Raw genomic sequence first — 26,708 nt, 5'->3', positions numbered from 1 at the left:
AAAATTGATTAAGAAAGTTAATTGATGAAATTAGTTACGAGTTTTTGAAATAAAAAACCAAACAATCGGTCTTAATCATCCTGATGTTTATTATTTTTCAATTTAGGAATTTTTATGAGTAACTCAATGAGTTCAGATGTACAAAACCGTTTGCAATGGTCTTTATTTTCGCTACGCCTCGGTGTTTTTATTGTGATGATTATGTGGACTTTAGACAAGTTTTTTAATCCTGGGCACAGCACTAAAATATTTGAAAAATTTTATGGCATTGCGGGTTCTAGTGACACAGTGGCGTATATTTTAGGTGCTTTACAACTGCTACTAGTGCTTGCTTTTTTAGTTGGCTTTAAAAAGCGCATTACCTACGGCATTATTTTTATCATACATGCAATGTCTACCTTCTCTTCGTATAATCAATACCTTGATGGTTTCAATAACTTATTATTTTTCACTGCATGGCCAATGCTAGCAGCTTGTTTCGCGCTTTACTTGTTACGCGATCAAGACGTTAAATTTACAGTTAAATAATTTTACGGTGAACACTAGATATACCTAGTGTTCACCTTTATTAAAACTCACTTTCACCTAATCCTTTCTCCTGAACCACTTATTAAACTGCAACATACCCATATTACTTAGTAAAATGAAAACGATAAAATCAAATGTTTATTATTTTCACTGATGTATACTGAACTCTATTTATTTACACAATATTTCATATCCTGAGTTCATATATTACATGCATGTATTAAATTGGTGGACTGGAAGCGCATCTTTCAAAAATCTTAGCATTTCAATTTTAATTGCTTTAATTCTTTCCGGTTGTTCAAGTAGGGCAACTCCTTTACCCAAAGAATATTCCCAAATGTTACCGTGGGGTGCATTAGACCTTGATGTTAATAACAAAGATTCACAGTTCACTCTACGCAGAAGCTTAGGTGATGTTTTAAAACAAAGAATGTTAGAACTTTCGCCAAATTCGACCAATGCAGACTTTAATATTTTAGCCTTATCAGGCGGTGGTGCAGGTGGCGCTTATGGTGCAGGCGTACTCAACGGTTGGAAGGATAATGGAACATTACCTGATTTTGATGTGGTAACGGCTATATCTACAGGCTCTATCATGGCATCGTTTGCTTTTTTAGGTGGCGAAAAAATAGCAAAGTTAGACACCATATTTAATAACTTGGCTTCTGAAGATCTTTATACCAGTAGTTGGTTAAATATCTTTAGCGATGCAACCCTTTCTGATCCTACACCATTAAAAATGGCGCTTAAAAAAGGCATTAACGAAGAGTTTTTAATTAAAATTGCTGCTGAACATAAAAAAGGCCGCCGTTTATATGTTGGCACAACTAATTTAGATACCGGACAGTTAGTTGTTTGGGATATGGGAGCAATCGCTGCAAGTGATCACCCTGATAAAGTACAGCGTTACCGCGATATTATTTATGCGTCATGCGCTGTGCCTGTTATTTTCCCACCGCACTTTTTTGAAATACCAATTAATGGTGAAAAATATTCTCAAATGCATGTTGATGGCGGTGTTTACTCTAATGTATTTATGGTGGGAATGTTCATTAACTGGGTAAATGAATTACAAATACAGCAAGATGTAAGTGCTAAGGTAGAAACCAACCTTTATATTATTGCTAACAAAAAATACCGTGAACGCCACGAATATGAGCCAGTGCCCCTAAGAATACGGCCAATATTAAATTCATTTATTAATGTTGAAATGGACTTACTATTTGATCGTAGCGTATCGCGCATTTATCACAGCGCAAAACAAAAAGGCGTTAATTTTCATATGGCAACAATTCCGCAAAACTCAAACGATATAAAATCTATGTTAGAATTTGTGCCAAGTGAAATGCGTGAAGTTTATAAGTTAGGTTATGGCAAAGCAATTAAAGGCTACGATTGGCAAACAGAAATCTTGTGGAATGAATATGATTTAAAAGTGGGTAAACCATTGAATGAATAATTGAATGAGTAATTGAGTGAATAGATGTTAACTTGAGCTAACATCTATCACCTAGTTACTAGTACTTATGATTTATCACTTTATTCATTAACAATGAAAAATTAAACTTTACTCACAGTGAATGTACCTACTAGCTTTTGCAACTTACTAGCGGTTGAGTCAACCATTTTAGAGCTATTGGTAAGCTCTTCAATGTAACTCGCCATATCACGAGTTACATCAAATACCGATTGTACCGTTTCCGCATTTCTCGCACTATTTTGCTCGATAATATTAATCGCAGAAAACATTTCTTCAACAATGGCATGTAATTCTTTATTCTCTGTTGATGCAGCTTCAGTGAGCTTTAAACTTTCATCAACATTTTCAACACCTGCTTCCATAAAAGCTACCGCTTGCTTAGTTTCATCCTGTAAATCATGAATCATCGCTTGAATGTCTTTAGCTGCTTCTGCAGTTCTTCCCGCTAAACCTCGTACTTCATCTGCTACTACAGAAAAACCTCTACCGTGCTCACCAGCTCTTGCCGCTTCAATGGCTGCGTTTAAGGCTAATAAATTTGTTTGATTCGTGATTTCTGTGATAACTGAAATAATATGACCAATATCATTCATTTTTGTATTAATTGACTGCACTGAATTAGCCGTTGAAGAAACAATATCGCGAATAGCTTGCGTACCTGCTCTAGCGCTTTTGTAATCATCTTGAGCTTTATTAACAACATGTGCCATTGTCTCTTTCATACTTTCGCCAGTATGCGAGGCCTGTAATATAACAACCCGTTGGTTTTCTATTAAGGTTTGCATATGCTCCATCGACTCTTGTACTTGCATAGAGCTTTTAGCAACCGCATCATTTTTATTAAGCATTTCTTCGTTAGTAGCCTTAACATTGCCGGAAGCTCTAATCACCTGCCCGACAATACCGTCTAAGTTATCGATAAAACTATTAATCCAACGGCTCATATCACCTGTTTCATCATGCTTGATGTCTGCTGGCGCTAGTCGTTGAGTAAGGTTACCTTCACCTTCGGCAATAGTTCTTATCACCTGGGTCATATGGTTCAAACGGTTAGATACTTTGTTAGTACCAAATATTGAGAAAACATAACCACTTAACAAAATAGAACCAAGGGTTACGCTATTTACAATAGTATTAGAAAGATCAGTAAAACTACTTAGGCCGCCATGAACACAAACAATACCACTGACCATAATAAAGTATATGTTCATTAAACTTAGATTAATCGAACGACGGCGATAAACCTCTTCGAGGTCTCCTTCACACATCATTCCCCAAACGTCTAACGAACCTGGCATTTGAAACGTAACCCCTTTACCTATTACTGGAATATGTCGATAATCAGAATAACCAGGGTAACTAACAAACAAATTTTCACCGTGCTTAATTGTTTCTCTAATACCTGGGTGAAGTTCATTGGTGGCAGGATCGGTAAATCTAATTTCTAACTCGGTATGACGTTTAATTTTAACCACACCAAAACCAGTATTGACTCCCGATTTTAAGTTTTCGCCGTGACTGAAGGCATTATCTTCAAAGCGAGATCGAGATAAGGCAACACCCTGCTGAATACTCGTATCAAATTTAGCATCAACCATAAACAGGTAGTTATCACCAGATTCAGGATAAACATGTCCTGCTTCACGTTGAATTAAATCGCCCAATACATCATTAGGTACACGTGCCGCTAATATTGCAACGGTTTGACCATTTTCTATCAAGGGTAGGTAAAACATAATGGTCACTTCATCATGAAATTTTGATGAAGAAGCACCGATACTTAACGTATATTTATCAACATAAGGGCCATGTAAAAATCGATTTTTTTGTGCCATAGCAACCGCTTTCGATTGTTCATGGCGCTTACCAACTCTTGCAGGATAACTACTTACAACAACATTTGAGTTTTGGTCTAAAATAAATATTTCAGAAAAATCACAAATTTCTTTATTCTTTTTTTGCAGTAATTGACTATTATTTTCGAGCTTTACAATATCAATATCGCTTGCCAATGAACTAAGGTGACCCCAATGAGTATCCGCCCACATCTGTAATAATTTAACGCGAGTATTGGCAACACCTTCAAAAATTTGTTCTACAGTAGAGTATGTACTTTTATTAACAAAGCAGCTAAAACCCAATGCTAATTTACCATTAGTACCAAACCAAGGTAACCATGATTTTTCTTTGTTAGATAACTTCATTTGCTGGCTTTTTAAATACATACCTATCTCTTAAAATAATAAATACCGGATGACATGCAACGTCAGCTTTACTTCAGTCAATCTAAAAATTAGCTGACATTGGTTAACAAACGGCACTTATTTGACAATCACAAAACATAAATATGACAATCACATGACATCAAAGATACAAGCAAAATCGTTAATAGGCAAGGTGTACAGACTAAACACAAAATATTTACACAGTACTACCTTCAATTTAAAAACATTAACAATAGAATGATTACTCTAGGCGCTAAATAAAATTAAACACTGGTTAAACGGGAGCTATCAAATCACCTAAGCGATAAAAATAACAAACTTTATTACTGACAGGCTAATCTAGCCACCCGTTCACCTAAATATCTCGCGGTTAACAATGCATCGCTAGGTACTTTACTATTTTGTGTATAGGTTATTAATCCAGATTGCGCACCTGAGTTATTCACTACATTATTTTCTTTTAACCCTTTACCATCTAATCCTGCCCACAACATACCATGTTGTCCAGCAAGCGTTTGTAAATATTGAATGGTACTTAATTGATCTCCAGAGTAATAAGAGCCTACCGTAAATGCTGCGGCTATTTTGTTAGTCCAACCGCCGCTAAACCATATTTCACTTGAGGCATCTACAAACGCTTTAAATTGTGCAGATATTGAACCCATGTAAGTTGGGGAGCCAAAGATAATAGCATCTGCTTTACTGATGTTATCCAACATATCTTGTGCAATAAAACGGCCTTGATGAATATGCTCAGGCTGAATACGATAAGCATTCACTTCTACCGCACCTTGCGCGTTATAAATGGTACTGGCGCCTTGTTGTATCGCATTAGCTAAACTGTGCGTTACACCTGATGCAGAATGGTAAACGACGGCAATTGATTTCATAGTATTCCTTATTTTATTGCTTATTTATTCTTTAGGCTGTAGCGTTAATTAGAAAATTAATTCCTGATTAACCTGAGCTCAGGTTGATTAATATGCGTTTCGCTGCTCAGGTAAGTCACTGTGGTATTGAACAAACTCAACTTCAATGCCATTTGGGTCTATGTAATATATATTCGAGCGATATGGATCTTCAGGACCTTTTTTATCAAGCTTAAAGCCAGCAGCTAACAACCTTGCTTGCATGGCCGATAAATTAGTTACAACGTACGCGAAGTGAGCTAAGCCTATTTGGTGACCTGCTAAATCACGGGCTTTCCCCTCTCCTGCACTACAAAAAGTTAAATATTGATCGTCATCACCAAAATGAAGCCAGCGACGTGACTTTCCATACCAAGTCTGCTCTCCTTCACCGCGAACAACCCAGTTAGGAAAAGCGGCTTTGTAAAAGGCTAATGTGTCGTCAATATCGTTTACAGTTAAATTTATATGCTCTAAGTACATGTTTTTCTCTACTTTGTTGCTGAAGTTGAGTCCACTATAAATCCTCAAGTTAACTTGAGGTCAAGCGTTAATTGATATAAAGTTTCAATTAATTTTAGTGATAACAATCAAATCAAGATAAATACGTGAGCTGATGAGTAAGCATTTAGTTAGTACTCATTCATGATAAATAAGGAAGTGTAATGAAAAATTTAGTAGCGCGAGAAGACGCTTTAACTGTAGGGGCGGTGGCAAAACGCTGCGGCGTGAAAGTGTCGACACTACATTTTTATGAAAGCAAAGGTTTAATTAAAAGTACGCGTAATACAGGTAATCAACGACGTTACAACAAACAAGTATTACGCCGTGTATCTTTGATTAAAGCTGCGCAAAAAATGGGCATAACACTGGCTGAAATTAAGGAACAACTCGACACGCTCAACGGTAAAACAGCGCCTAATCAAAAAGATTGGCAACGACTTTCAACTCATTGGCAACTAAGCTTAAATGAACGCATTCAAACTATGGAGCGGTTACGTGATTATTTAGCGGGTTGTATTGGTTGCGGCTGCTTGTCGATGAATGCCTGCCCACTGTATAACGAAGACGACAAACTTGCCGCTGTAGGTGATGGTGCAGTATTGATAGACAACAATTTATCATAGTAAAGAATATTTAACTGTCAGCTTACCTACTACCAAATACCTACCTTCAAATACTTACTCTTAAAATAAAGAATAAAAGAGTGAGAATTTCTTATTATGAGCTAGGTTCTATAAAGCACTTTAATTACATGCCAACCAAATTTAGTTTTAACTAAGTGAGGCTCTAATATAGCGCCAGTAAAAGCCACTTTATCAAACTGAGGAACCATTTGACCTCGCCTAAACTCGCCTAAATCTCCTCCCTTTTTACCTGATGGGCATGTCGAATATTTTTTAGCTAAATTTTGAAATTTAGCGCCTTTGGCTAATTGCTGCATAATATCTTCTGCAATTTCTTTGTGCTTAACCAATATATGAAGTGCGTGCGCTGTAGCTGCCATGTAAAAACCTTTTTAATAGCATTTGTTAACTAAACTAGTTTAGCATTATCTTTCAGACATAAAAAAGCCCCGACTCTTTCGAATCAGGGCTTTAGAATGGTGGTACCAGCGGTCGGACTCGAACCGACACGTCTTGCGACAGGGGATTTTGAATCCCCCATGTATACCAATTTCATCACGCTGGCAAAGGCTTACGCCCGTTTTGCAATTTGCAAAGAAGTCATTTTTCAAATTAAAAACTGATTTCTTTATAAACTTAAGTTTTCTAAGTGTTACTTACAAGTGTATCTATAAGTAATACCTATAAATAAGACCAAAGAGCGATGCACCAAATGGAGCATTTATCTTAGGGGGTGCATTATACGAAACTAATGACAGTAAGCAACAAGTTTTTAATACTCTACTCACTGTTAGCCATTAAGTGTTGTTTATTTGCTCACCTTATGTGCTTCAAGAAATATATTAACCGCCTTGGCAACCTGTTGCGATATCTCATCGTTTGTAGCTTTTTTGTCGGGTAATAATAAACTGCGAGTATGTAAGTGACCTTTGGCCATTTCCAGTAACATTTGCGCACCAACTTGGCTGTTTTCAATTTTTATTTGTTGGCTTTCAGATAGCCAATTTAGGTAATCAGTTAACGGAACAATACCTGCCAACAAGCCCTTTTGATATATCATTTCGCCTAGCCCAGGAAATTTAACTACTTGTTGAATAACCAAGCGAAATAACGACATTAACTCTGTTGATAACATACCACGAACAAATTTATTACATACTTGGTTAAGCGCTATGCTGGGCTCAACATCACGGTCGATTACCGATAAAACTTGGGTTTGAATATTCACTTGCCGTTGCACAACAGCCATCAATAATCCCTGTTTGTTGCCAAATTCAGCATAAATGGATCGTCTTGAACCGCCACTTATATTAATAATCATGGTTAAAGAGGTTTCATCAAAACCTTTCTCGTAAAAAAGCTGTTGTGCCGCATCTAAAATTAATAGGGCTTTGTTGCTGTAATTAGGTTGTTGATCAGTCATCGTTTGCTTTTTTCAAATGTATAAACATTATCTCTCACTATACTTTTACCTCGCTATATAACAGGTTTGGTAGTTATGAAATTACTGTTGCATTATTATTCATATATTGACTTTGGTACTGCATAGTACCAAACTATGCAGCATTACATAAAGTAACATTTTACATTACAAGTAAAATAGCTTTACTCACGGGATCGATCTTAAATTTTCGCATCGAAAATAAATGAAAGGAACATGTATGCGCCTGCTTTTTTTAGCCTTTATTGTCTTCGCCCTTGTTGGCTGTAACGAACCTAGTAAACAAGCAGCTAAACCCATTCGTCCCATTATGTGGACAACCGTAGAAACATCTCCTTTAAAACAAATACGTACGCTTTCTGGTATCGTTATTCCTGTAGAAGCGACAAAACTTAGTTTTGAAGTGCAAGGTAGAATAGAGAGTATTTCTGTTAATTTAGGCAGTAAAGTTGTTAAAGGACAAGAACTAGCGCAGTTAAATCAACGTAACTTTCATTTGGGTTTACAGTCTGCGCAAGCGCATTATCAACAAGCTCAAGCAACATTGCTTGATGCAGAAAATAGCTATAAACGTTTCGAGCAATTAATCGGCCAAGGCGTAGTCTCACAATCAGGTTTTGATAATGCTAAAGCAACTTATGACGCCAGTAAAAGTGCCGCCGATATTGCCCAAGCACAACTCGATATTGCCAGTAAGAACTTACAAGATAGTATTTTGCTAGCGCCTTATGATGGCATTATTACAAAAAGTTTATTTGAGCCATCTCAGCAAATATCTGCCGGTGAATCATTATTTGAAATTGAAGGTAATCATGGTTTAGAAGTGCATGTATTAGTGCCTGAAACGCTAATACGTGAATTAAAACAACTGTCTATATTACCTATTAATTTTCCTGCTTTACCTGAATTAACAATGCAAGGCCAAATAACCGAAATAGGTACTCGTGCTGAATTTGCGAACTCATATCCTGTGACTGTGGTTTTGCAAAGCGATAACCCTTTATTGCGTGCAGGTATGACCGCCGAAGTAGAATTTTCTTTTATAGGTAAAAGGAGAACAAGTGATAGCAGCAACGTACAACTTATTCCAACCACCGCGCTTAGCGCAGGAATAAAGCAAAAGAATTATGTATTTGTTTACAACCCTGACACACAACAGGTAATTAAAACCTTAGTACAGCCTGAAGATATTTTCGAAAATAAGGTGTTCATTTCTTCAGGATTAAAACCCGGTGACATTATAGCAACCGCTGGTGTGGCGTTTTTACGTGATGGTCAGCAAGTGACTTTAATCGATAAAAATACTCAGCGTTTTAACTAAGCAAACCAGGAATACCAATGAACATTACCCAACTTGCTTTTAATTACCGTAAAAGCGTATTTTTAATTCTTGCCGTTTTGCTGATAAATGGCCTTTTTGCTTATTTCACTTTGCCTGCGCAAGAAGATCCCACCATTACTATTCGAGAAGCTCTTGTTACTACTGCTTTTCCAGGTATGGCTCCAGATAGAGTTGAGCAATTAATTACTCAAAAACTCGAAGAAGAAATACGAAAAATCCCTCAAGTAAAAGAAATAAAATCAAGCTCAGCCACTGGTATTTCAATTATTCACGTTAAGGTTTATGACCGATATTTTAATCTTGATGATATTTGGCAAAACCTACGCAATAAAGTTTCAGCTGCGCATAATAAAATGCCGTCAGGTACACAAACACCTTTTGTTAACGATGAATTTGGCGATGTTTCTGTTGTTACTTTAGCTTTGACCGCAGATGGTTTTAACTTAGGTGAAATGTATGATGTAGCCCAGCATATTCGAGATACGCTATATCGAGTAGAAGGCACTAAGAAAATTGAAATTTTAGGTAGGCAAGAAGAACGTATTTATTTAGAGGCATCCAACGCTAAACTTGCTCAATTAGCTATTTCACCACAAGCACTTATTGATGAATTACAAAAACAAAATATTGTTCGCTCTGGCGGACAAATTAACACCGGCGCAATCAGTTTTATTGTAGAGCCCTCAGGCAATTTTAATAACTTAACAGAAATTGCAGACACCTATATTACTATTCCTAACAGTAATGATTTTATTGCCTTAAAAGATATTGTTACGCTACGTCGAGATTTTATTGATCCTCCTGATAAAGCAGCATATTTAAACGGGGAACCAGCAATATTTTTTGCAGTGTCAATGTTACCTGAATATAATTTATTAGAGTATGCGCCGCGTGTTTTAAATGAAGTAGCAAATATTGAATCTAGCTTACCTATTGGCTATAACCTCAATATTGCTACCTATCAGGCAGATCAAGTTAGTAAAACAGTTAACGGCGTTTCGGTAAATGTATTACAAACGCTGGCCATTGTTTTAGTGGTTGTTATTTTATTCTTAGGCTTGCGAACAGGTTTAATTGTTGGTGCTATCGTGCCATTTGTGATGCTAACTACTTTAAGTATCATGCAATTTAGTGATATGAAACTAGAGCGTATGAGCCTAGCAACGCTTATTATTTCACTCGGCTTATTAGTTGATAACGGTATTGTTATCGCCGAAGACTTTAAACGCCGTTTAGAAGAAGGTGTAGATCGCTATCACGCAATGCTACAAGGCAGTAAAGAACTAGCAATTCCGCTACTTAGCTCGTCTATTACCACCATATTATTTTTCTTACCGCTAATGCTAGCTGAGCATGTTGCGGGCGAATACACGCGTTCAATCTCGTTAGTTATCCTTATTACTTTATTAACCAGTTGGGTTTTAGCCTTATGTATTACGCCGCTACTTTGTTATTTCTTTATTGTATTACCTAAGAATAAGCACGTAAAAAGCAAAGACGGTAATAGTTCCTTCGATAAAAAATCACAGCAAGATAACCTTTACCGCTATTACCAAACCTTTTTGCATTGGCTACTTAAACATAAAGCGATCTTCATGTCGGCCATGCTGGTGTTATTTATCGGCTCCGTAATATCAATGAACTTTGTCGCCAAACAGTTCTTTCCTGATTCAGATCGCACTCAAGTATTAGTGAATATTGATTTACCTAATGGTACCTCAGCCAAAGAAACTAATCGGCAAATGAAAGATATATTTACTTGGCTAGAAGATGAAAACCGTTTTGACTTTATTGATAGTTACTCTGCCTATGTTGGCTTTAGCGGACCTCGCTTTGTATTATCACTTAACCCTGAAGATCCCGCACAAAATAAAGGTTTCATCGTTTTAAACGTGAAAGACAATACTGATATTAGCGCTAAAGTATTAGAGCTTGATCGTCAGATAGAACATGACTTTCCCAATGTTTCTGCTCGTGTAAAAAAAATGTTCTTAGGGCCATCTGACTCAAGCACCATTAAAATTCAAGTTAAGGGTCCTGATAAAGATGTTATTTATCAAAAAGCCCAACAGATAATGGCTGTGCTACATGACGTACCTAATACCATTGATATTCGAACCGACTGGGAAAACTTAATCACCAAGATTGATGTACAAATAGACCAACACCGCGCACGACGAGCAGGAGTTACCTCTGAAGAAATAGCATTATCACTCGACGCTTATTTTTCGGGAACCGCCATCACCAATTATAGAGAAGGCGATAATGTTATTCCTGTAGTATTTCGTGCTGAGCAAGCTGAACGTGAAAATCTGGATAGGCTTAGAACTATTAATGTTTATTCAACGGCAACAGGTCAAACAGTCCCTTTGTTTCAAGTAGCAACATTAGCTCCCTTTAACCAATACTCTATTATTCACCACGAAGATTTATTTCGTACCATTAGCATTCAAGCGCGTAATACCCAGATGGCGGCTGAAGATTTAAAATTAATTATTGATGACAAAATACAAGCCTTGTCAGATGATTTACCGGTAAACCATTTGATTGAATATGATGGCGTTATTAAAGAATCATTAGCTGCACAAAAGGCTTTAGGTGCAAGTATGCCAATAGTACTAGGCTTAATTTTAATATTACTGGTTGCGCAATTTAATTCTTTTAGAAAAGCCGCCGTTATTACTTTTACTATTCCGCTGTCATTTATTGGCGCAGTGTTAGGCTTGTTTTTAATGCAAGCACCGTTTGGCTTTATGGTGACTTTAGGTTTATACAGTTTAGCGGGCATTATTATCAATAACGCCATTGTATTAATTGATCGAATTAAGATTGAATCCGAGCTAGGAAAATCTGATTATCAAGCGGTAGTTGATGCTTGTTTAACTCGTTTACGCCCTATTGCCATGACAACAATCACTACAGTAATGGGCTTATTACCGTTAATTATTGGCAAAGATCCACTCTTTTATGGCATGGCTAATGTCATCGCCTTTGGTCTTGGCATAGGAACAATTTTAACATTAGCAGTAGTACCTGCACTGTATTGTGCTTTTTATAAAATTCAAGCGCCCGAAGACCCAGCCCATTAACAGAAATGTTTGAACAACATTATCTACGGTAGGTGGCAGTACTCAAGTATGTTAAATTTTGCTAAACTGCCGCTCATACTTTAATGGTACACATTATGACAGCCAATAACCTGCACCATTACGCCATTATTAAACCTATAAAGAAGATTACATGACTGATACAGCGACAGTTTTAGAAACCGATAATGAAATATTCCCTCGAGCAGGTTTTAGACGACGCTTCGGCTCATGGGTTTATGATTTTTTACTTGCTTGTGCGGTATACATGACAGCAGGTGCAGTAGGTTTTTTATTAATCTACCTTGGTCATTATTTTGGCTTATACGGCATGCAAGGTCATCAACATTTTTCAGACACCATAACCCATACATTTTGGCTCAAATGGCCAAATGAATTATGGAAAATATTTTGGGTAAGCTACTTCTTTATCTTTTTCTGGACAAAAAGCGGACAAACGCTTGGCATGCGAGCATGGCGTTTACGCGTGCAAAATACCGATGGTAGTTTAATTAGTAAAAAAACAGCAGTAAAACGATTACTACCTACCTTGTTAGGTTTAGGTAATATCACCGTACTTTTTGATAGAAAAAATAAACTTAGCTTGCAAGATCGATTAACGAATACCGAAGTTGTTGTATTATCACTTGAAGCAAACAGAGGCCGTTTATAGGTTTCGATTTAATAGGTAATTAGAAAATAATTAATAAAAACTTCATCAAGAGAATAATAGAAAGGCTAGTACATTAAATTGCACTAGCCTTTTTTTTATTGGTGGATCTTGAGTTTTACAATCGAAATACTTTTTATTTTCGAGGACTCATCCCATTAAATAACTGAACATCTTGAAATAACTAAGCAGCTTAAAAATAGCTAAGCTGCTTTCTTATTCATTAAATACCAAGCAACACCAACAAAGACTGCACTAGGCATAGTTGCACCTAAAATAGGGGGTAACTGATATACCAAACTCAACGAGCCTAACACTTCGTTAAAAATAAAAAATAAAATCCCGGTAAATACACCCATCATGATTCTTGCGCCCATTGAAACAGAACGCAACGGTCCGAAGATAAATGACAACGCAACTAATAGCATTACCGCAACGGTTAATGGTTGCATTATTTTACGCCAAAAAGCCAATTGATAACGACTTGGATCTTGTTCATTAGCTTCTAAATAGTCTAAATATTCAAGCAAACCCTGTAATGAAAGTGACTCAGGCGTAACGGTAACTACCCCTAACTTTTTGGGTGTTAGTGATGACTCCCACACTTTATTACTGTACTTTTTAGTAATAATTTCAGTCTCTTCTAAGATAAATTCCTCAACATTCATTAAAATCCAAGTATTATCTTGATAAAAAGCACTTTTAGCTGACAGCCATCTATCTATTTTTAGCTCATTATTGAAACCATAAATCTGAATTTTCTTTAATTTACCTTGGTCTTGCACTTCACCAATATTAACAAAGTAATCGCCATCTTTAGCCCAGACGCCATTTCGTCCTGAGATCAAACTACCACCAGAAATAGCTTGCGCGCGAATTTCACGCGCTGTTGCCTCGCCACTTGGTGCTAACCACTCACCTATAGCCATACTAATCACAATAAGTATTACAGCGGTTTTCATCACCGACTTAATAATGTCTAACTTTGATAAACCAGCTGCCTGCATAACAATTAATTCACTGTTACTGGCTAACATGCCAATACCAATTAAACCGCCAATAAGCGCCGACATAGGGAAAAAAATCTCTACATCACGCGGTACACTATAAAGTACAAATAAAGCGGCATGCACTAAATCGTAATCACCACGACCAATAGCACGCATTTGTTCTACAAATTTAATAATGCCGCTAACACTAACAAATACCGCTAGAGTAATAAACGTAGTAGAGGCGAGTACACGTCCAATATAAAAATCAAGTATGCGCATTAATCTTCCTCGCCTTTGCTACTTTCAATTGCCTGTGCTCTTTGTTTCGCTAATTTATTGCGTTTAAAACTGGGTAATTTTGCTTTAATAATTCGCCCGCTACTGCGCTCTTTCATTAATAAAGTTATACCGATAAATAAAGCACCAATATGTATTGGCCATAAACCAATCACGCTTGGTAAGGCATTTTTTTCAATAGCAGAGCGCATCGAGGTTAATAATAATAAGTAACCTAAAAACAGCATTAAGGCTGGTAACATTTTAGCAAATTTGCCTTGCCTTGGATTAACCACACTTAAGGGTACCGCAATAAAAATTAAGATAATACAAGCCAATGGAAAAGCGATACGCCATTGTATAGTTGCACTGTAAGAAGCGGCCAACTCTGGTGGCGGATTCTTAAATAAATCAGGAGTAGAAAGTGCATTTAATTTTCTATGGTGACGTTCAACTTCTTGATCTTTAATTTGAATATAATACTTAGTAAAAGAAACTGATTGGAACTCTCCACTATCGAAATCTCTATGGTAACGAGTACCATCGCCCAATACCAATTGCTGCGATCCTTTGTCATCTTCAAATACTTTACCTGTTTTTGCGTACACTAAACTGGAGTTAATAATGTTCGCATCAAGGTTTCCGCTTTTAGGTAACTGAGCCACAAATACTTTATTGAAACTGTTGGTCTTTCGGTCTTTATCGTGAATAAAAACCACTGCATCTTGGTTACCCGTTTGCTGAAAACGGCCTGAAACTAATGCGCTCAAGCCAGAGTCTGCAGCTAATTCTTCTTTCACTTGGTATTCATATTCTGAGGCGAGTGGAGAAAGATACAGGGTAAATATTCCTGTTAAAATAGCGGTTACCAAGGCAAGAACCAGTGTTACTCGCACCACATACCATTCACTCACACCACAGGCGTGTAAAACAGTCATTTCACTGTCGGCATATATACGCCCATACGCCAGCAACACCCCTAAAAATAAACTTAACGGGAGAATGAAACCAGCAAGATCTGGTATTTTCAACGCAATGAAAGTCATCACTAATTGTCCAGGTATACCACCTTCTGAGGCATCACCAAGAACACGAACGAATTTTTGACTAATGAAGATAGTCATTAACACAAGAAACACAGCTAATTGTGTTTTGGCGACTTCTTTTAATAAATAACGAAAAATGATCACAAAAAGATCCCGTAAAAACTTAGTTTTTTTCTGACATAAAGGCAAATATTAAGTAAACTTGTCGTTTTCATAAGTAAACTATATAGTCAGTAACTAACGAATATTGATGAGTGCTGCTATAATTATAGCCTTTAGCCTTATCAAATGAATAGACAAGAGTGCTATTTTTTAGTTATTTTAGCAAGTTATCTCAGATGTTGTTAATTTTTCAAAGGTAATTCGTTAATAAACATCCTAAGTATTTAAAATAATATATAAAATCAATAGTTTCCAACTAAACTTATTAATTGTAAAAGGAAAAGTCATGGAGTTCAGTGTAAAAAGCGGCAGCCCAGAAAAACAACGTAGTGCCTGTATTGTTGTTGGTGTTTTTGAACCACGCAGACTTAGCGGCACAGCCGAGCAGCTTGATGAAATTAGCGAAGGCTACATCAGCAACCTTTTACGTAAAGGCGATTTAGAAGGTAAATCAGGGCAGATGTTATTATTACATCACGTACCTAATATTTTAAGTGAACGCGTTTTATTAGTTGGCTGTGGTAAAGAGCGTGAACTTGATGAACGTCAATATCGCCAAATAATCACTAAAACAATTAACACCTTAAATGAAACAGGTTCAATGGAAGCCGTATGTTTCTTATCGGAACTACATGTTAAAGGCCGTGATATTTACTGGAAAGTTCGCCAAGCAGTTGAGGCAGCGCAAGACGGTTTATATAGTTTTGACAGCTTAAAAACCCGTAAAGCAGAACCACGTAGACCATTACGTAAAATTACTTTTAACGTACCAACACGTCGTGAATTACCTATTGGTGAGCGCGCTGTTACTCACGCATTAGCCATCGCTGAAGGTATTACTACTTGTAAAAACGTGGCTAACATGCCGCCAAACATTTGTAATCCAGCGTATCTTGCTGAGCAGGCTAAAATCCTTGAAAATGATTACGAAAACATTACCACTACCGTTGTTGGCGAAGCTGAAATGGAAGAGTTGGGTATGGGTTCATATTTAGCAGTTGGACGCGGCTCAGATAATGAATCATTAATGAGTATCATTAAATATGACGGCGCAGATGATGATTCAAAACCATTAGTGTTAGTAGGTAAAGGTTTAACTTTCGACAGTGGCGGAATTTCATTAAAACCAGGCGCAGGCATGGACGAAATGAAATACGACATGGGCGGCGCAGCTGGTGTTTTAGGTGCTATGCATGCGCTAGCCGAGCTTAAATTACCATTAAACGTGATTGGTGTTTTAGCGGGTTGTGAAAACATGCCTAGCAGTAATGCTTATCGCCCAGGTGATATTTTAACGACTATGTCAGGTCAAACCGTAGAAGTATTAAATACTGATGCTGAAGGTCGCTTAGTATTATGTGACGCCTTAACTTATGTTGAACGCTTTGAGCCAGAAGCAGTTATTGACGTAGCAACCTTAACTGGTGCTTGTGTTGTTGCATTAGGTGCCCATGCTACTGGTTTGTTAAGTAGTCATAACCCACTTGCTCATGAGTTACTAAACGCGTCAGAGCAAAGTGGTGACAGAGCATGGCGTTTACCGTTATGGGATGATTATAATTCACAACTTGAAAGCCCATTTGCTGACATGGCTAACATTGGTGGTAAAGAAGCAGGCACTATTACAGCAGCTTGTTTCCTATCACGCTTTACCAAAAAATATCATTGGGCACATTTGGATATTGCTGGTACTGCATGGCGCGGCGGCAAAGACAAAGGTTCAACAGGTCGTCCTGTTAGCATGTTAACGCAATTTTTACTGAACCGTGCAGGGCAAGAGCAAGGCGAGTAAAGACTTATAAGTCGTAGCTAAAACAAAGTATGAAAATATTAACCCCGAGTAGTTAACTATTCGGGGTTAAACGCTTAAAATAGGCGATAAAAAATAAGCTAAGAAACAGGTAGAAATATGCAAACCCAAGTAATGTTTTATCTACTTAACGATGAAATTAGCAAAGACATGAGTGAACAAGATACTCGTTCAGCCCTTTACCATGCTTGTTTACAAGCAAGTTATTTTTATCGTCAAAATCAGCGCGTATATATTTATACGCAAAATAAAGAACATGCTGAGCAAGTAGATGAAATGCTTTGGGCATTTGATAGCGACAGTTTTGTACCTCATAACTTAGTTGGTGAAGGCCCAAAATCAGGCGCTATGGTTGAAATTGGTTACCAGGCACCGCAAAGTAGACGACCTGTACTTATCAACTTAACGAGTACTGTGCCTAACTTTGCTAATCAATTTCAATTTATTGTTGATTTTGTACCAAGTGATGAAACCTTAAAGCAACAAGCAAGAGAGCGTTTTAAAGCTTGTCGCCAATGGGGCTTTAACGTAGATAACCAACCAGTTATTGAGCCTATAGTTAAGACCTAGGTTCTAGGAAATTGAGCTCAACAATATATTTAAGCGCAACTAAAATTGCTCAGTAATGACTACTAATTATTAGTCATTACTAGCAAAAACAAATTTAAATAGTCAGTTACTCACTTAACGTTTAGTTAAATAATAACGTTATCAAAACTGCCTATCACTATTAAACAATTTATTAGCGGAACAAATGATGGAAAAAACCTTTAACCCTACCGACATTGAACAGTCCCTTTATAGCAGCTGGGAAGAGCAAGGTTACTTTAGCCCAACAGGCGAAGGTGACAGTTACAGCATTGCCATTCCACCGCCAAATGTTACCGGTAGCTTACATATGGGTCATGCTTTTCAGCAAACCATTATGGACACGCTAATTCGTTACCAACGCATGCAAGGTAAAAATACCTTATGGCAAACTGGTTGCGACCATGCAGGTATTGCAACACAAATGGTAGTTGAACGTAAGATTGCTGCTGAAGAAGACAAAACCCGTCACGATTACGGCCGTGAAGGTTTTATTGATAAAATTTGGGAATGGAAAGAAGAGTCTGGCGGCACTATTGGTAAACAAATGCGCCGTTTAGGTAACTCAATTGACTGGACTCGTGAACGTTTCACCATGGACGATGGTATGTCTGAAGCGGTTCAAGAAGTCTTTGTTCGTTTGTTTGAAGACGACCTTATTTACCGTGGCAAGCGCTTAGTTAACTGGGACCCAAAATTCCACACTGCAATTTCAGATTTAGAAGTGGAGAACAAAGACAAAAAAGGTCACATGTGGCACCTGCGTTATCCACTGGCTGATGGTGCTAAAACTGCCGATGGTTTAGATTATTTAGTGGTAGCAACAACACGTCCAGAAACCATGCTAGGTGATACTGGTGTTGCTGTTAACCCTGAAGATCCACGTTATAAAGATTTAATTGGCAAACACGTATTATTACCACTTGTTAACCGTTTAATTCCTATTGTTGGCGATGAACATGCCGATATGGAAAAAGGTACAGGTTGTGTAAAAATCACCCCTGCCCATGACTTTAACGATAACGAAGTTGGTAAACGTCATGCCTTACCACAAATTAATATTTTTAATAAAGACGCCGCCGTATTAGCAACAGCTGAAGTATATGACACTAAAGGTGAAGTATGTGATGCCTACGATGGCACTCTACCTGTTGAATTTGCAGGAATGGATCGCTTTGTAGCACGGGAAGCAATCGTTGCAAAATTTGACGAATTAGGTTTATTAGTTGAAGTTAAAGATCATGATTTAGTTGCCCCTTACGGAGATAGATCTGGCGTTATCATTGAGCCATTATTAACCGACCAATGGTATGTACGTGTTGAAAAACTAGCAGGTCCAGCTGTAGATGCAGTAAAAGATGGTCAAATTGAATTTGTACCTAAGCAATACGAGAACATGTACTTTGCTTGGATGAACAATATTCAAGATTGGTGTATCTCGCGTCAACTTTGGTGGGGACACAGAATTCCAGCTTGGTATGACGAAAGCGGTAAAGTTTATGTTGGCAGAACCGAAGAAGAAGTTCGTGCGAATAACAACCTTAGTGATAATATAAAACTTAGCCAAGATGACGATGTATTGGATACTTGGTTCTCTTCTGCTTTGTGGACCTTCTCAACTTTAGGTTGGCCAAAAGACACTGACGATTTAAAAACCTTCCACCCTACTGATGTGCTGGTAACAGGTTTTGATATTATTTTCTTCTGGGTTGCACGTATGATCATGATGACCATGCACTTCAACAAAGATGAAAATGGTAAATCTCAAATTCCATTTAAGAAAGTGTACATGACAGGTCTTATTCGCGATGAAAATGGCGATAAAATGAGTAAGTCAAAAGGTAACGTGGTTGATCCATTAGATATGATTGACGGTATTTCACTAGAAGATTTATTAGAAAAACGTACTGGCAACATGATGCAACCACAGTTAGCCAAGAAAATTGAAAAACTAACCCGTAAAGAATACCCAAATGGCATTGAAGCCCACGGCACTGATGCGTTACGTTTTACCTTAACTTCTGTAGCAACTACAGGTCGCGATATTAGCTGGGATATGAAACGCCTTGAAGGTTACCGTAACTTCACTAACAAATTATGGAACGCAAGTCGTTACGTAATGATGAATACTGAAGAGTTTGATTGCGGCAAGAACGGCGGTGACATGGAATTATCACTTGCTGATCGTTGGATCATAGGTCAATTTGAGCAAACAGTTAAAACGGTGCATGAAGCATTCGACACTTATCGCTTTGACCTTGCTTCACAAGCGCTTTACGAATTCACTTGGAATCAATTCTGTGATTGGTATTTAGAGCTAACTAAACCTGTTCTCTTCAAAGGCAACGAAGCGCAGCAACGTGGTACGCGTCATACGTTAGTCAATGTATTAGAAGCACTATTACGTTTAATGCACCCTATCATGCCGTTTATCACCGAAACCATTTGGCAACGTGTTCAACCATTAAGTGACTTTGCTAAAAAAGGCGATTCAATCATGATTCAGGCATTCCCTGAATTTGACGCTAGCAAGTGTGATCAACAATCTATTGATGATTTAGAGTGGGTTAAACAGTTTATTATTGCCATTCGTAACATTCGTGGTGAAATGGATATAGCGCCAAGTAAAGCATTACCTGTATTGCTTAAAAACGTTAATGAAAACGCTCAACGTCGTTTGCACGAGAATGAGCAATTTTTAAGTTCACTGGCAAAACTTGAAAGCATTACTGTATTAGCCGAAAACGAGCAAGGACCTGCTTGTGCGTCAGCCTTAGTAGGTGATTTATCTGTGCTTATACCAATGGCTGGTTTAATTGATAAAGAAGCTGAATTAGCCCGTTTAGATAAAGCGATGGACAAACTTGAAAAAGATGCCGCTAAAACTCGTAGTAAGCTTGGTAACGAAAGCTTTGTTGGTAAAGCTCCTGCTGCGGTAATTGAAAAAGAAAAAGCAAAATTAGCAGAAGCAGAAACTGCACTCGCTAAAATGCAAGAGCAAAAAGCTCAAATAGCTGCGTTATAATCTGCATAATAGCAGATGAATATCTCAGATAACGCTTATTAATAAAATGGCGCCTAACAAATGAGGCGCCATTTTTTTTATCCCCTCACATATTTTTGCCCTACGATAATTAAAAGCCAATTATTGCACTATTATAAAGCAAATACTGCCTCACTAAAGTGCTGTATGTTACTGTAAATATTAAACTTGCTAGTAAATTATTTTTATTTAAATAAAAATTGAACTTATCTAATTTTTTATAAGGCATATTAAAAATATCTATGTTAGACTAGTTTTGCGTTGAGTTTTTGCGTTGCAGATGAAGGTGTATACTGACTTTTGTTGTAGGTTTTCTATCTGATGCACCTAGTGTACTGATATACTTGAATATTCTACACATGCAGATTTAAACAATGCAAACTATTGTTTGAAGCAATGATTGTGTCGAATATGGTTTGTTTCCTTCCTCTTCCTGTACTTTTCGGTAGAGGGCACTTACTCGGGTGAAAACGGTTTCTACCTAATTTTGGGATAGAACCACATTATTATTTTATGAATACAGGAAAATGTTAGTATGTCTGATACAGTTACTGGTAAAGTTAAATTTTTCAACGAAACTAAAGGTTTCGGTTTTATTGAGCAAGAAAATGGTCCTGACGTGTTTGTTCACTTCAGCGCTATCTCTGGAGACGGCTTCCGTACTCTAGCTGACGGTCAAGCAGTTACTTTTACTGTTAAACAAGGTCAAAAAGGCCCTGAAGCAGAAAACGTATTAGCTGTATAAGTTTTACTTATAAGCTAAGCTAAAAGAACGAAGCATGTTTATTCATCCTTCGTTTTTTTGTGCCTAAAATTTGGGAAATTAGGCTTACACCAATCAGATTAATTAAGTGATTATTTATACTTTTTAAATCAATCACATCATTTTTCTAATGAGCTTTATTTGTAGAACAATAAAACTTAATAATAGGCATTAATAATGGAATATATCTCAATTATCTTTATTGCTTTAGTGGCGATTGAGCACATTTACATTCTCGTGCTAGAAATGTTTTTATGGCATAAGCCGCGTACTCAAAAGGTTTTTGGTATTAAGCGTGACGATGTCGAAACAACTAAAGTATTAGCTGCTAACCAAGGATTATATAACGGTTTTCTAGCGGCGGGATTAATCTGGGGGTTAGCACATCCAAATCCTGTTATGGCTACACAAATTCAACTGTTCTTCATTTGCTGTGTGCTTGTTGCCGCATTATATGGGGGGATGACAGTAAAAAAATCGATCCTAATCGTACAAGGCCTGCCTGCTCTACTAGCATTGGCCAGCTTACTATTACTATAAATTCCCCGAACAAGACTTCTGTAAACGCCAATAATACCAATTGAAGTAATTAACCTGAGTTCAGGATAAGCAAAATGCTACAACAGCCTTAATTATCCGTTTTACTGCGTTACGAAAGCTCCCAATAACCAGTTATTGGCTTCGTTTTCCCGCCTTGTACTACGAATAATTAAAACTATTGTAGATACGTGAATACAAACAGTTGATATTGTTATACTTTACAATTTCATTATCCCGAACTCAGGTTAATTAACTGATCAATTTTTCATGAGGATAAATATTCAAGAACAAAACGTTTGATTGAGCAATAGCTAGCTATTAGGATTGAAAGCAACGATGTTATTGGATATTTAGGCCATTTTAAACGAGCACTTAATTAGTTGGATTGGTATAACTACCAGTATTACAATTAATAATTTTACGAGCAATCTATCACCTCTACCCTCAACTCAATTGTCCGTTTAACAATGCTAAGCGAGCTCTGTTAAACGGATAAGGTAAGTTATAAATGCTGTGAGTGCTTAAGTTACCTTTTTATAAATACCTTTAACGTGTCTTGTACTAATACTTTATTAATAGGCTTAACCAAGTAATCATTCATACCTGCAGATAAACATTTTTCTTCATCACCTAGCATCGCATTAGCAGTCATCGCAACAATGGCAATGTCTTTATAATGCTCTCCTGCCTCCCCTTGTCTAATTAGCCTTGTCGCTTCGTAACCGTCCATTTCAGGCATTTGGCAATCCATAAAAATAAAATTAAAGGGCTTACTCTCTTCACTTAATTTAAGCTTTTCAATTGCGTCTTTACCATCTACAGCAATAATACATTGAGTTATGCCTATTTTATTTAAAACGCCCATAGCTACCATTTGATTGACGCGATTATCTTCGACTAATAATACCTTAACACCTTCCACCCAGCTGATATCATCGTCAGGTAAGGTAATTAACTTAGATTGAGTAGTAGCCTGAACATGCTGTTTTTCAGAGGCATCTAGCATCGAGTATAACGCTGAGAGTAGGCCTGAGGTAATGACCGGTTTAGTTAAAAAGCTGTTAATTCCTGTTCTACCTATATCAACAACACCATGTTTTCTGGCCATTAAAGTCATGAATATTATTTTTAGTTCATTATAGGTTGGATTCAACCGTACTTCTTTAACAAACTCTATAGCGTTAAAGTTTGGCAGATCTTGTTTAATCATTAATAAGTCATATAACGGTTGGTCTGATTGTTTAACAGTTATTTTATTTAGTTCTGATAAGGCAATTTGTCCACTATTTACAACTTCCGCATCAAGTTGCCAATGGTTCAACTGCCGTTTAATTACTTCTGCACAGGCTTGGTTGTTTTCAACAATAAGCACACGTTTTCCTTGTAATACTTTTACGGGTAATGCTGATAAGGAGTCTGTTGATTTTTCTAAGAGCAAGTCGCAACTAAAAATACTACCCTGACCTTCAATACTTTCTACTTTCACGCTACCTTGCATGCATAAACAAAGTTTTTTAACGATCGCAAGCCCTAGACCAGTCCCTCCATATTTACGCGTTGTGGAGGCATCTACTTGGGTGAATACATCAAATAAGCCTGCTAGTTTAGCTTTTGAAATACCTATTCCTGTATCAGACACTACCGCGGTTATACGCCAGTGAGTAGCAGAGTAGTCTTGCTGGCTAAGACGAAGTACAACCTCACCTTGTTTAGTAAATTTAATAGCATTTGCTAAAAGATTCGTTAAGATTTGGCGAATTCGATTTGAATCGCCTACGACAAATGATTCTTCAATATCAACTAAGTCTATTATTAATTCTAAACCTTTGTTTTGTGCTTGCTGAGCAAAAGATTCGCCTAAGTTACCAATCATCTCACGCAGATTAAAGCTAACGTTTTCAAGGTCTAACTTATTAGCGTCTATTTTTGAGAAGTCTAATATGTCGTTTATTAATGACAATAAAGACTGAGCGCTTTGTTGAGCTATTTCTACACGATGCTTTTGCACTTCGTTTAACGGTGAGTCTTTTACTAAATCGAGCATACCAACAACCCCGTTCATCGGTGTCCGTATTTCGTGACTCATACTTGCAAAAAATTCATTTTTAGCTATTGCCGCTATTTCAGCTTGCTCTTTAGCTGCGATAAGGGATATTTCATTTTGAACTGATGCCGTAACGTCATAGTTAATGCCTATCATTGAAACGGCTTGTTTATTATCATAAATGACCACAGCCGCAGCTTTGATATGTTTTATTTCACCATTAGGCCATATAATTCTAAATTGTAAATCGAACTTACCATGCCCTTCTATGGCTTGACGAAGTTGAGTACTAGCCATGTCAAGGTCTTCAGGATGAAGACCTTTTTCCCATGCTTCATAGGCGCCTGAGAAATGCTCGGCGGAAACACCATATAACCTGAACATCCAATCATCCCACTTCAATTCATTAGTGACAAGATTAAGTTCCCACACACCCATTCCAGCAGAATCTGCGGCTAAGGCCATACGCTGATTATCCTTGGTGATTTTACGTTGGGTCATCATTTTATCGGTAATATCTTGAAACGAGCCATATAAACGAACACATTCGCCATTTAAAAACTCACCTCTACCGCGAGCAGCTACCCATATTTCATTTCCTTTAGCCGTTACAAGCTGTAGATCTTGTTCAAAAGAAGTTCCATCAGTAATACATTTATCAACTAATTGTTGAATTTTATCCCTACTTTCCCCCTCTTTATAAAAGTTAATCCCCGCTTCTAATTTTGGCTTATAATCATTGGGGACTTCATGTATTTCTTTGGTCATGCTTGACCAGTATATACTGCCATTAACTAGGTTAACTTCCCATACACCAATACGAGCTTGTTGCGCCATTTGCTCCATTAAGGATTGCTGGTGTAATAATTGTTCTTGTTGCTTAACACGAGTAAGCTCTGCACTTATCCAATGAGAAAACAATTGAATTAACTCTAATTCCTGAATAGTAAATGGTCTAGGTGACGGTTCAGAACCAGAAAAATTTAATGTGCCAAATCGTTTTCCAGCAACAATAATAGGCACACCAATATAACTCTCTAAACCAAATGAGAGGTAACAAGGATGATCTTTTATTGGACTAGAACCAGCTTGGTGAAAAGATATAGGTTTATCAGCTTGCAAAGTATGTAAGCAATAAGTATTTCCTAATTCAAACTTATCACCAGGGTTAATTTCATTATTAGGTGTATGACAGTAAACAACTCTATATTCTTGGTCATTTATTTCACTGATTAATGCTAACGGTAGATTAAACGTTTTCTTACCTAGAATAAGTAAATTTTGAATTTTTTCATTTAAGGTACTATTTACATCCGAGGTAATATCATGAAGTTGATTAAGGGTAAGTTCTGTTTGTTTAATTTCACTGATATCATTTTGTATAACAATAAAAGATTCTATTCTGTTTTCTTTATTATACAACGGCACGATTGTTGTACTTAACCAAAACTCACGGCCACCTTTAATTTTATTAACGGCTTCTCCATGCCAGTATTCTTTATCGAGAATTTCTTTAAATATCTCTTCATAATATTGCTCGCTATAGCTACTAGCTGTAATTTCAAAAACACTATGACCGATAATCTCCGCTTCGGTATAACAATAAAAATCAAGGAAACGTTGATTAACTTCCGTAACCGTTCCTTTTTTATCCATATCGATTCGAAACACAATTGCATGTTCATTAATAGCAAGTGTTAATTCCGCACTGTGCTGTTTTGCAGCCAATAATTTATGGTGATTTTTACCGATAAGCTGTCGTAACGGTCTGAAAATAAAAAAAACAATCCCAAGTAGTAATATCATTATGGCTAACCATAACACCACTTCAAGTACCTTAATATTATCTATACGTTCATTGGTATGCTGCTCTATTTTAGTAACAATCAAGTCGAGAGAAGCAAGTAAATTATCTATTGAGTTTGGATTAAAACTTTCCTGAAAAATTGCCTGTGCTTTATTTTTATTTTGGGTATTACTCAACGCTATAGCATTCTCGACATAACGATTAATTTGTTCGTTAAGCTTAGTGGGCTCGTTCAGATATAACGCATATATTTCAGTTGGTAAGCTATTAGCTTTATTGACGGCTAAAGTTGTTAAAGTAAGTTGGTTAGTTGACAGTAACGTCGCAGTTTCACGCAAGCTATTTATCAATGTTTCATTAATTTTAGCTTCGGTAATATTATGATATTGCTGAAAAGCAAGGTAGGCTATTTTTTGTGACAGCATTCTCTGGCTGCCTGCAAGGTTAATTGTTTCAGCATCTTCAGCTTGTTGATTAAAAACAATAGTTAAACTTAAAAATGAGAAGCTAATTAAAATAGCAATTAGAGAGATAGCTAATAAATTACGATATTTTATTTTCCTTTGTAGTGCATTAACTTTAGTCATATTCTTAATTTAAGACTCTTTGTTTGATGACGGTGACATTCAAATTTAACGATACTATTTATGGGTTTAAATAATACTAGATTCAAAATTCGACAGTAACCATAAGTATAGACACTAAATTGATACTATCTATATTTAAATAACGTTAATCAATAGCTTATTTAAAGGTATTTCATTTCATCTGTATTTATTACAGATAAAATCAATTGAAATAATCAACCCATCACCTTCAAATGATATAAG

19 protein-coding genes and 1 tRNA gene are annotated in these 26,708 nt (G+C 36.9%); 11 read left to right on the top strand and 9 right to left on the bottom strand.

Annotation, left to right across the window (positions count from 1 at the left end; translation table 11 throughout):
- The first annotated feature begins 114 nt into the window (after positions 1 to 114).
- Both CWS31_RS01955 and CWS31_RS01950 read left to right on the top strand, forming a co-directional pair.
- Positions 115 to 528: a hypothetical protein gene (locus CWS31_RS01955; protein ID WP_101343420.1), complete on the top strand. Its 414-nt coding sequence runs from the start codon at positions 115 to 117 to the stop codon at positions 526 to 528.
- A gap of 337 nt (positions 529 to 865) precedes the next feature.
- Complete coding sequence (locus CWS31_RS01950; protein ID WP_170252736.1) at positions 866 to 1,987, top strand: patatin-like phospholipase family protein; 1,122 nt, start codon at positions 866 to 868, stop codon at positions 1,985 to 1,987.
- A gap of 101 nt (positions 1,988 to 2,088) precedes the next feature.
- On the opposite strand, the gene CWS31_RS01945 is transcribed toward CWS31_RS01950, so the two are convergent.
- The 3 genes from CWS31_RS01945 to CWS31_RS01935 all read right to left on the bottom strand — a co-directional run bounded on the left by CWS31_RS01945 (position 2,089) and on the right by CWS31_RS01935 (position 5,624).
- Positions 2,089 to 4,233, bottom strand: a complete 2,145-nt coding sequence (locus CWS31_RS01945; protein ID WP_101343418.1) for a methyl-accepting chemotaxis protein — start codon at positions 4,231 to 4,233, stop codon at positions 2,089 to 2,091.
- Positions 4,234 to 4,556: 323 nt separating this feature from the next.
- On the bottom strand, positions 4,557 to 5,123 hold the full coding sequence (locus CWS31_RS01940; RefSeq protein ID WP_101343417.1) for a flavodoxin family protein: 567 nt from the start codon (positions 5,121 to 5,123) through the stop codon (positions 4,557 to 4,559).
- An 87-nt stretch (positions 5,124 to 5,210) separates the two neighbouring features.
- Positions 5,211 to 5,624: a VOC family protein gene (locus tag CWS31_RS01935; RefSeq protein ID WP_101343416.1), complete on the bottom strand. Its 414-nt coding sequence runs from the start codon at positions 5,622 to 5,624 to the stop codon at positions 5,211 to 5,213.
- 182 nt (positions 5,625 to 5,806) lie between these two features.
- On the opposite strand from CWS31_RS01935, the gene soxR reads away from it, so the two are divergent.
- Entirely contained in the window at positions 5,807 to 6,268 is a 462-nt protein-coding gene (gene soxR, locus CWS31_RS01930) for a redox-sensitive transcriptional activator SoxR (protein WP_101343415.1), read from the top strand.
- Between the two features lie 101 nt (positions 6,269 to 6,369).
- Here the strand turns inward: soxR and ppiC are convergent, their stop codons facing one another.
- The 3 genes from ppiC to CWS31_RS01915 form a co-directional block, all read right to left on the bottom strand.
- Positions 6,370 to 6,648, bottom strand: coding sequence for a peptidylprolyl isomerase PpiC (gene ppiC, locus CWS31_RS01925; RefSeq protein ID WP_101343414.1), 279 nt, complete (start codon positions 6,646 to 6,648; stop codon positions 6,370 to 6,372).
- Positions 6,649 to 6,748: 100 nt separating this feature from the next.
- Positions 6,749 to 6,833, bottom strand: a tRNA-Leu gene (locus CWS31_RS01920).
- A gap of 243 nt (positions 6,834 to 7,076) precedes the next feature.
- The gene (locus CWS31_RS01915) at positions 7,077 to 7,691 is read right to left on the bottom strand and encodes a TetR/AcrR family transcriptional regulator (protein WP_101343413.1); all 615 of its coding nucleotides are present in this window, start codon (positions 7,689 to 7,691) and stop codon (positions 7,077 to 7,079) included.
- 238 nt (positions 7,692 to 7,929) lie between these two features.
- Here CWS31_RS01915 and CWS31_RS01910 point away from each other — a divergent pair, with 238 nt between their 5' ends.
- The 3 genes from CWS31_RS01910 to CWS31_RS01900 all read left to right on the top strand — a co-directional run bounded on the left by CWS31_RS01910 (position 7,930) and on the right by CWS31_RS01900 (position 12,810).
- Entirely contained in the window at positions 7,930 to 9,030 is a 1,101-nt protein-coding gene (locus CWS31_RS01910) for an efflux RND transporter periplasmic adaptor subunit (RefSeq protein WP_101343412.1), read from the top strand.
- A gap of 17 nt (positions 9,031 to 9,047) precedes the next feature.
- Entirely contained in the window at positions 9,048 to 12,140 is a 3,093-nt protein-coding gene (locus CWS31_RS01905; RefSeq protein ID WP_101343411.1) for an efflux RND transporter permease subunit, read from the top strand.
- Positions 12,141 to 12,291: 151 nt separating this feature from the next.
- The gene (locus CWS31_RS01900; protein ID WP_101343410.1) at positions 12,292 to 12,810 is read left to right on the top strand and encodes an RDD family protein; all 519 of its coding nucleotides are present in this window, start codon (positions 12,292 to 12,294) and stop codon (positions 12,808 to 12,810) included.
- Positions 12,811 to 13,010: 200 nt separating this feature from the next.
- Here CWS31_RS01900 and lptG read toward each other — a convergent pair whose 3' ends face one another.
- Positions 13,011 to 14,078 carry an LPS export ABC transporter permease LptG gene (lptG, locus tag CWS31_RS01895; protein ID WP_101343409.1) on the bottom strand — a complete coding sequence of 356 codons (1,068 nt, stop codon included), beginning with the start codon at positions 14,076 to 14,078 and terminating at the stop codon, positions 13,011 to 13,013.
- Positions 14,078 to 15,265, bottom strand: coding sequence for an LPS export ABC transporter permease LptF (lptF, locus tag CWS31_RS01890; RefSeq protein ID WP_101343408.1), 1,188 nt, complete (start codon positions 15,263 to 15,265; stop codon positions 14,078 to 14,080). Before lptF ends, lptG begins: the two co-directional genes overlap by 1 nt.
- Positions 15,266 to 15,569: 304 nt before the next feature.
- Here lptF and pepA point away from each other — a divergent pair, with 304 nt between their 5' ends.
- The 5 genes from pepA (at position 15,570) to CWS31_RS01865 (ending at position 22,027) form a co-directional block, all read left to right on the top strand.
- Positions 15,570 to 17,075: a leucyl aminopeptidase gene (gene pepA, locus CWS31_RS01885; protein WP_101343407.1), complete on the top strand. Its 1,506-nt coding sequence runs from the start codon at positions 15,570 to 15,572 to the stop codon at positions 17,073 to 17,075.
- Positions 17,076 to 17,192: 117 nt separating this feature from the next.
- Positions 17,193 to 17,663: a DNA polymerase III subunit chi gene (locus tag CWS31_RS01880; RefSeq protein ID WP_101343406.1), complete on the top strand. Its 471-nt coding sequence runs from the start codon at positions 17,193 to 17,195 to the stop codon at positions 17,661 to 17,663.
- A 187-nt stretch (positions 17,664 to 17,850) separates the two neighbouring features.
- Complete coding sequence (locus CWS31_RS01875) at positions 17,851 to 20,706, top strand: valine--tRNA ligase (RefSeq protein WP_101343405.1); 2,856 nt, start codon at positions 17,851 to 17,853, stop codon at positions 20,704 to 20,706.
- 553 nt (positions 20,707 to 21,259) lie between these two features.
- Positions 21,260 to 21,469 (top strand): cold-shock protein, encoded by a 210-nt coding sequence (locus CWS31_RS01870; protein WP_011041587.1) that lies wholly within the window; start codon positions 21,260 to 21,262, stop codon positions 21,467 to 21,469.
- Between the two features lie 195 nt (positions 21,470 to 21,664).
- Positions 21,665 to 22,027 (top strand): DUF1304 domain-containing protein, encoded by a 363-nt coding sequence (locus CWS31_RS01865; RefSeq protein WP_101343404.1) that lies wholly within the window; start codon positions 21,665 to 21,667, stop codon positions 22,025 to 22,027.
- 526 nt (positions 22,028 to 22,553) lie between these two features.
- Here the strand turns inward: CWS31_RS01865 and CWS31_RS01860 are convergent.
- On the bottom strand, positions 22,554 to 26,465 hold the full coding sequence (locus CWS31_RS01860; protein WP_101343403.1) for a response regulator: 3,912 nt from the start codon (positions 26,463 to 26,465) through the stop codon (positions 22,554 to 22,556).
- Positions 26,466 to 26,708: the final 243 nt, after the last annotated feature.

Source organism: Colwellia echini (genome assembly GCF_002843355.2).
Classification (GTDB): Bacteria; Pseudomonadota; Gammaproteobacteria; order Enterobacterales; family Alteromonadaceae; genus Colwellia; species Colwellia echini.
The sequence above is the reverse complement of the archived record's forward strand: the minus strand, read 5'-3'. Positions and strand labels throughout refer to the sequence as shown.

Coding starts and splice junctions, on each gene's coding strand:
- CWS31_RS01865 (WP_101343404.1), top strand. CDS start 21,665: ATGGAATATATCTCAATTATCTTTATTGCTTTAGTGGCGATTGAGCAC.
- CWS31_RS01880 (WP_101343406.1), top strand. CDS start 17,193: ATGCAAACCCAAGTAATGTTTTATCTACTTAACGATGAAATTAGCAAA.
- soxR (WP_101343415.1), top strand. CDS start 5,807: ATGAAAAATTTAGTAGCGCGAGAAGACGCTTTAACTGTAGGGGCGGTG.
- CWS31_RS01935 (WP_101343416.1), bottom strand. CDS start 5,624: ATGTACTTAGAGCATATAAATTTAACTGTAAACGATATTGACGACACA.
- CWS31_RS01870 (WP_011041587.1), top strand. CDS start 21,260: ATGTCTGATACAGTTACTGGTAAAGTTAAATTTTTCAACGAAACTAAA.
- CWS31_RS01945 (WP_101343418.1), bottom strand. CDS start 4,233: ATGTATTTAAAAAGCCAGCAAATGAAGTTATCTAACAAAGAAAAATCA.
- ppiC (WP_101343414.1), bottom strand. CDS start 6,648: ATGGCAGCTACAGCGCACGCACTTCATATATTGGTTAAGCACAAAGAA.
- CWS31_RS01905 (WP_101343411.1), top strand. CDS start 9,048: ATGAACATTACCCAACTTGCTTTTAATTACCGTAAAAGCGTATTTTTA.
- CWS31_RS01875 (WP_101343405.1), top strand. CDS start 17,851: ATGGAAAAAACCTTTAACCCTACCGACATTGAACAGTCCCTTTATAGC.
- CWS31_RS01915 (WP_101343413.1), bottom strand. CDS start 7,691: ATGACTGATCAACAACCTAATTACAGCAACAAAGCCCTATTAATTTTA.
- lptG (WP_101343409.1), bottom strand. CDS start 14,078: ATGCGCATACTTGATTTTTATATTGGACGTGTACTCGCCTCTACTACG.
- CWS31_RS01940 (WP_101343417.1), bottom strand. CDS start 5,123: ATGAAATCAATTGCCGTCGTTTACCATTCTGCATCAGGTGTAACGCAC.
- CWS31_RS01900 (WP_101343410.1), top strand. CDS start 12,292: ATGACTGATACAGCGACAGTTTTAGAAACCGATAATGAAATATTCCCT.
- pepA (WP_101343407.1), top strand. CDS start 15,570: ATGGAGTTCAGTGTAAAAAGCGGCAGCCCAGAAAAACAACGTAGTGCC.
- CWS31_RS01955 (WP_101343420.1), top strand. CDS start 115: ATGAGTAACTCAATGAGTTCAGATGTACAAAACCGTTTGCAATGGTCT.
- CWS31_RS01860 (WP_101343403.1), bottom strand. CDS start 26,465: ATGACTAAAGTTAATGCACTACAAAGGAAAATAAAATATCGTAATTTA.
- CWS31_RS01950 (WP_170252736.1), top strand. CDS start 866: ATGTTACCGTGGGGTGCATTAGACCTTGATGTTAATAACAAAGATTCA.
- CWS31_RS01910 (WP_101343412.1), top strand. CDS start 7,930: ATGCGCCTGCTTTTTTTAGCCTTTATTGTCTTCGCCCTTGTTGGCTGT.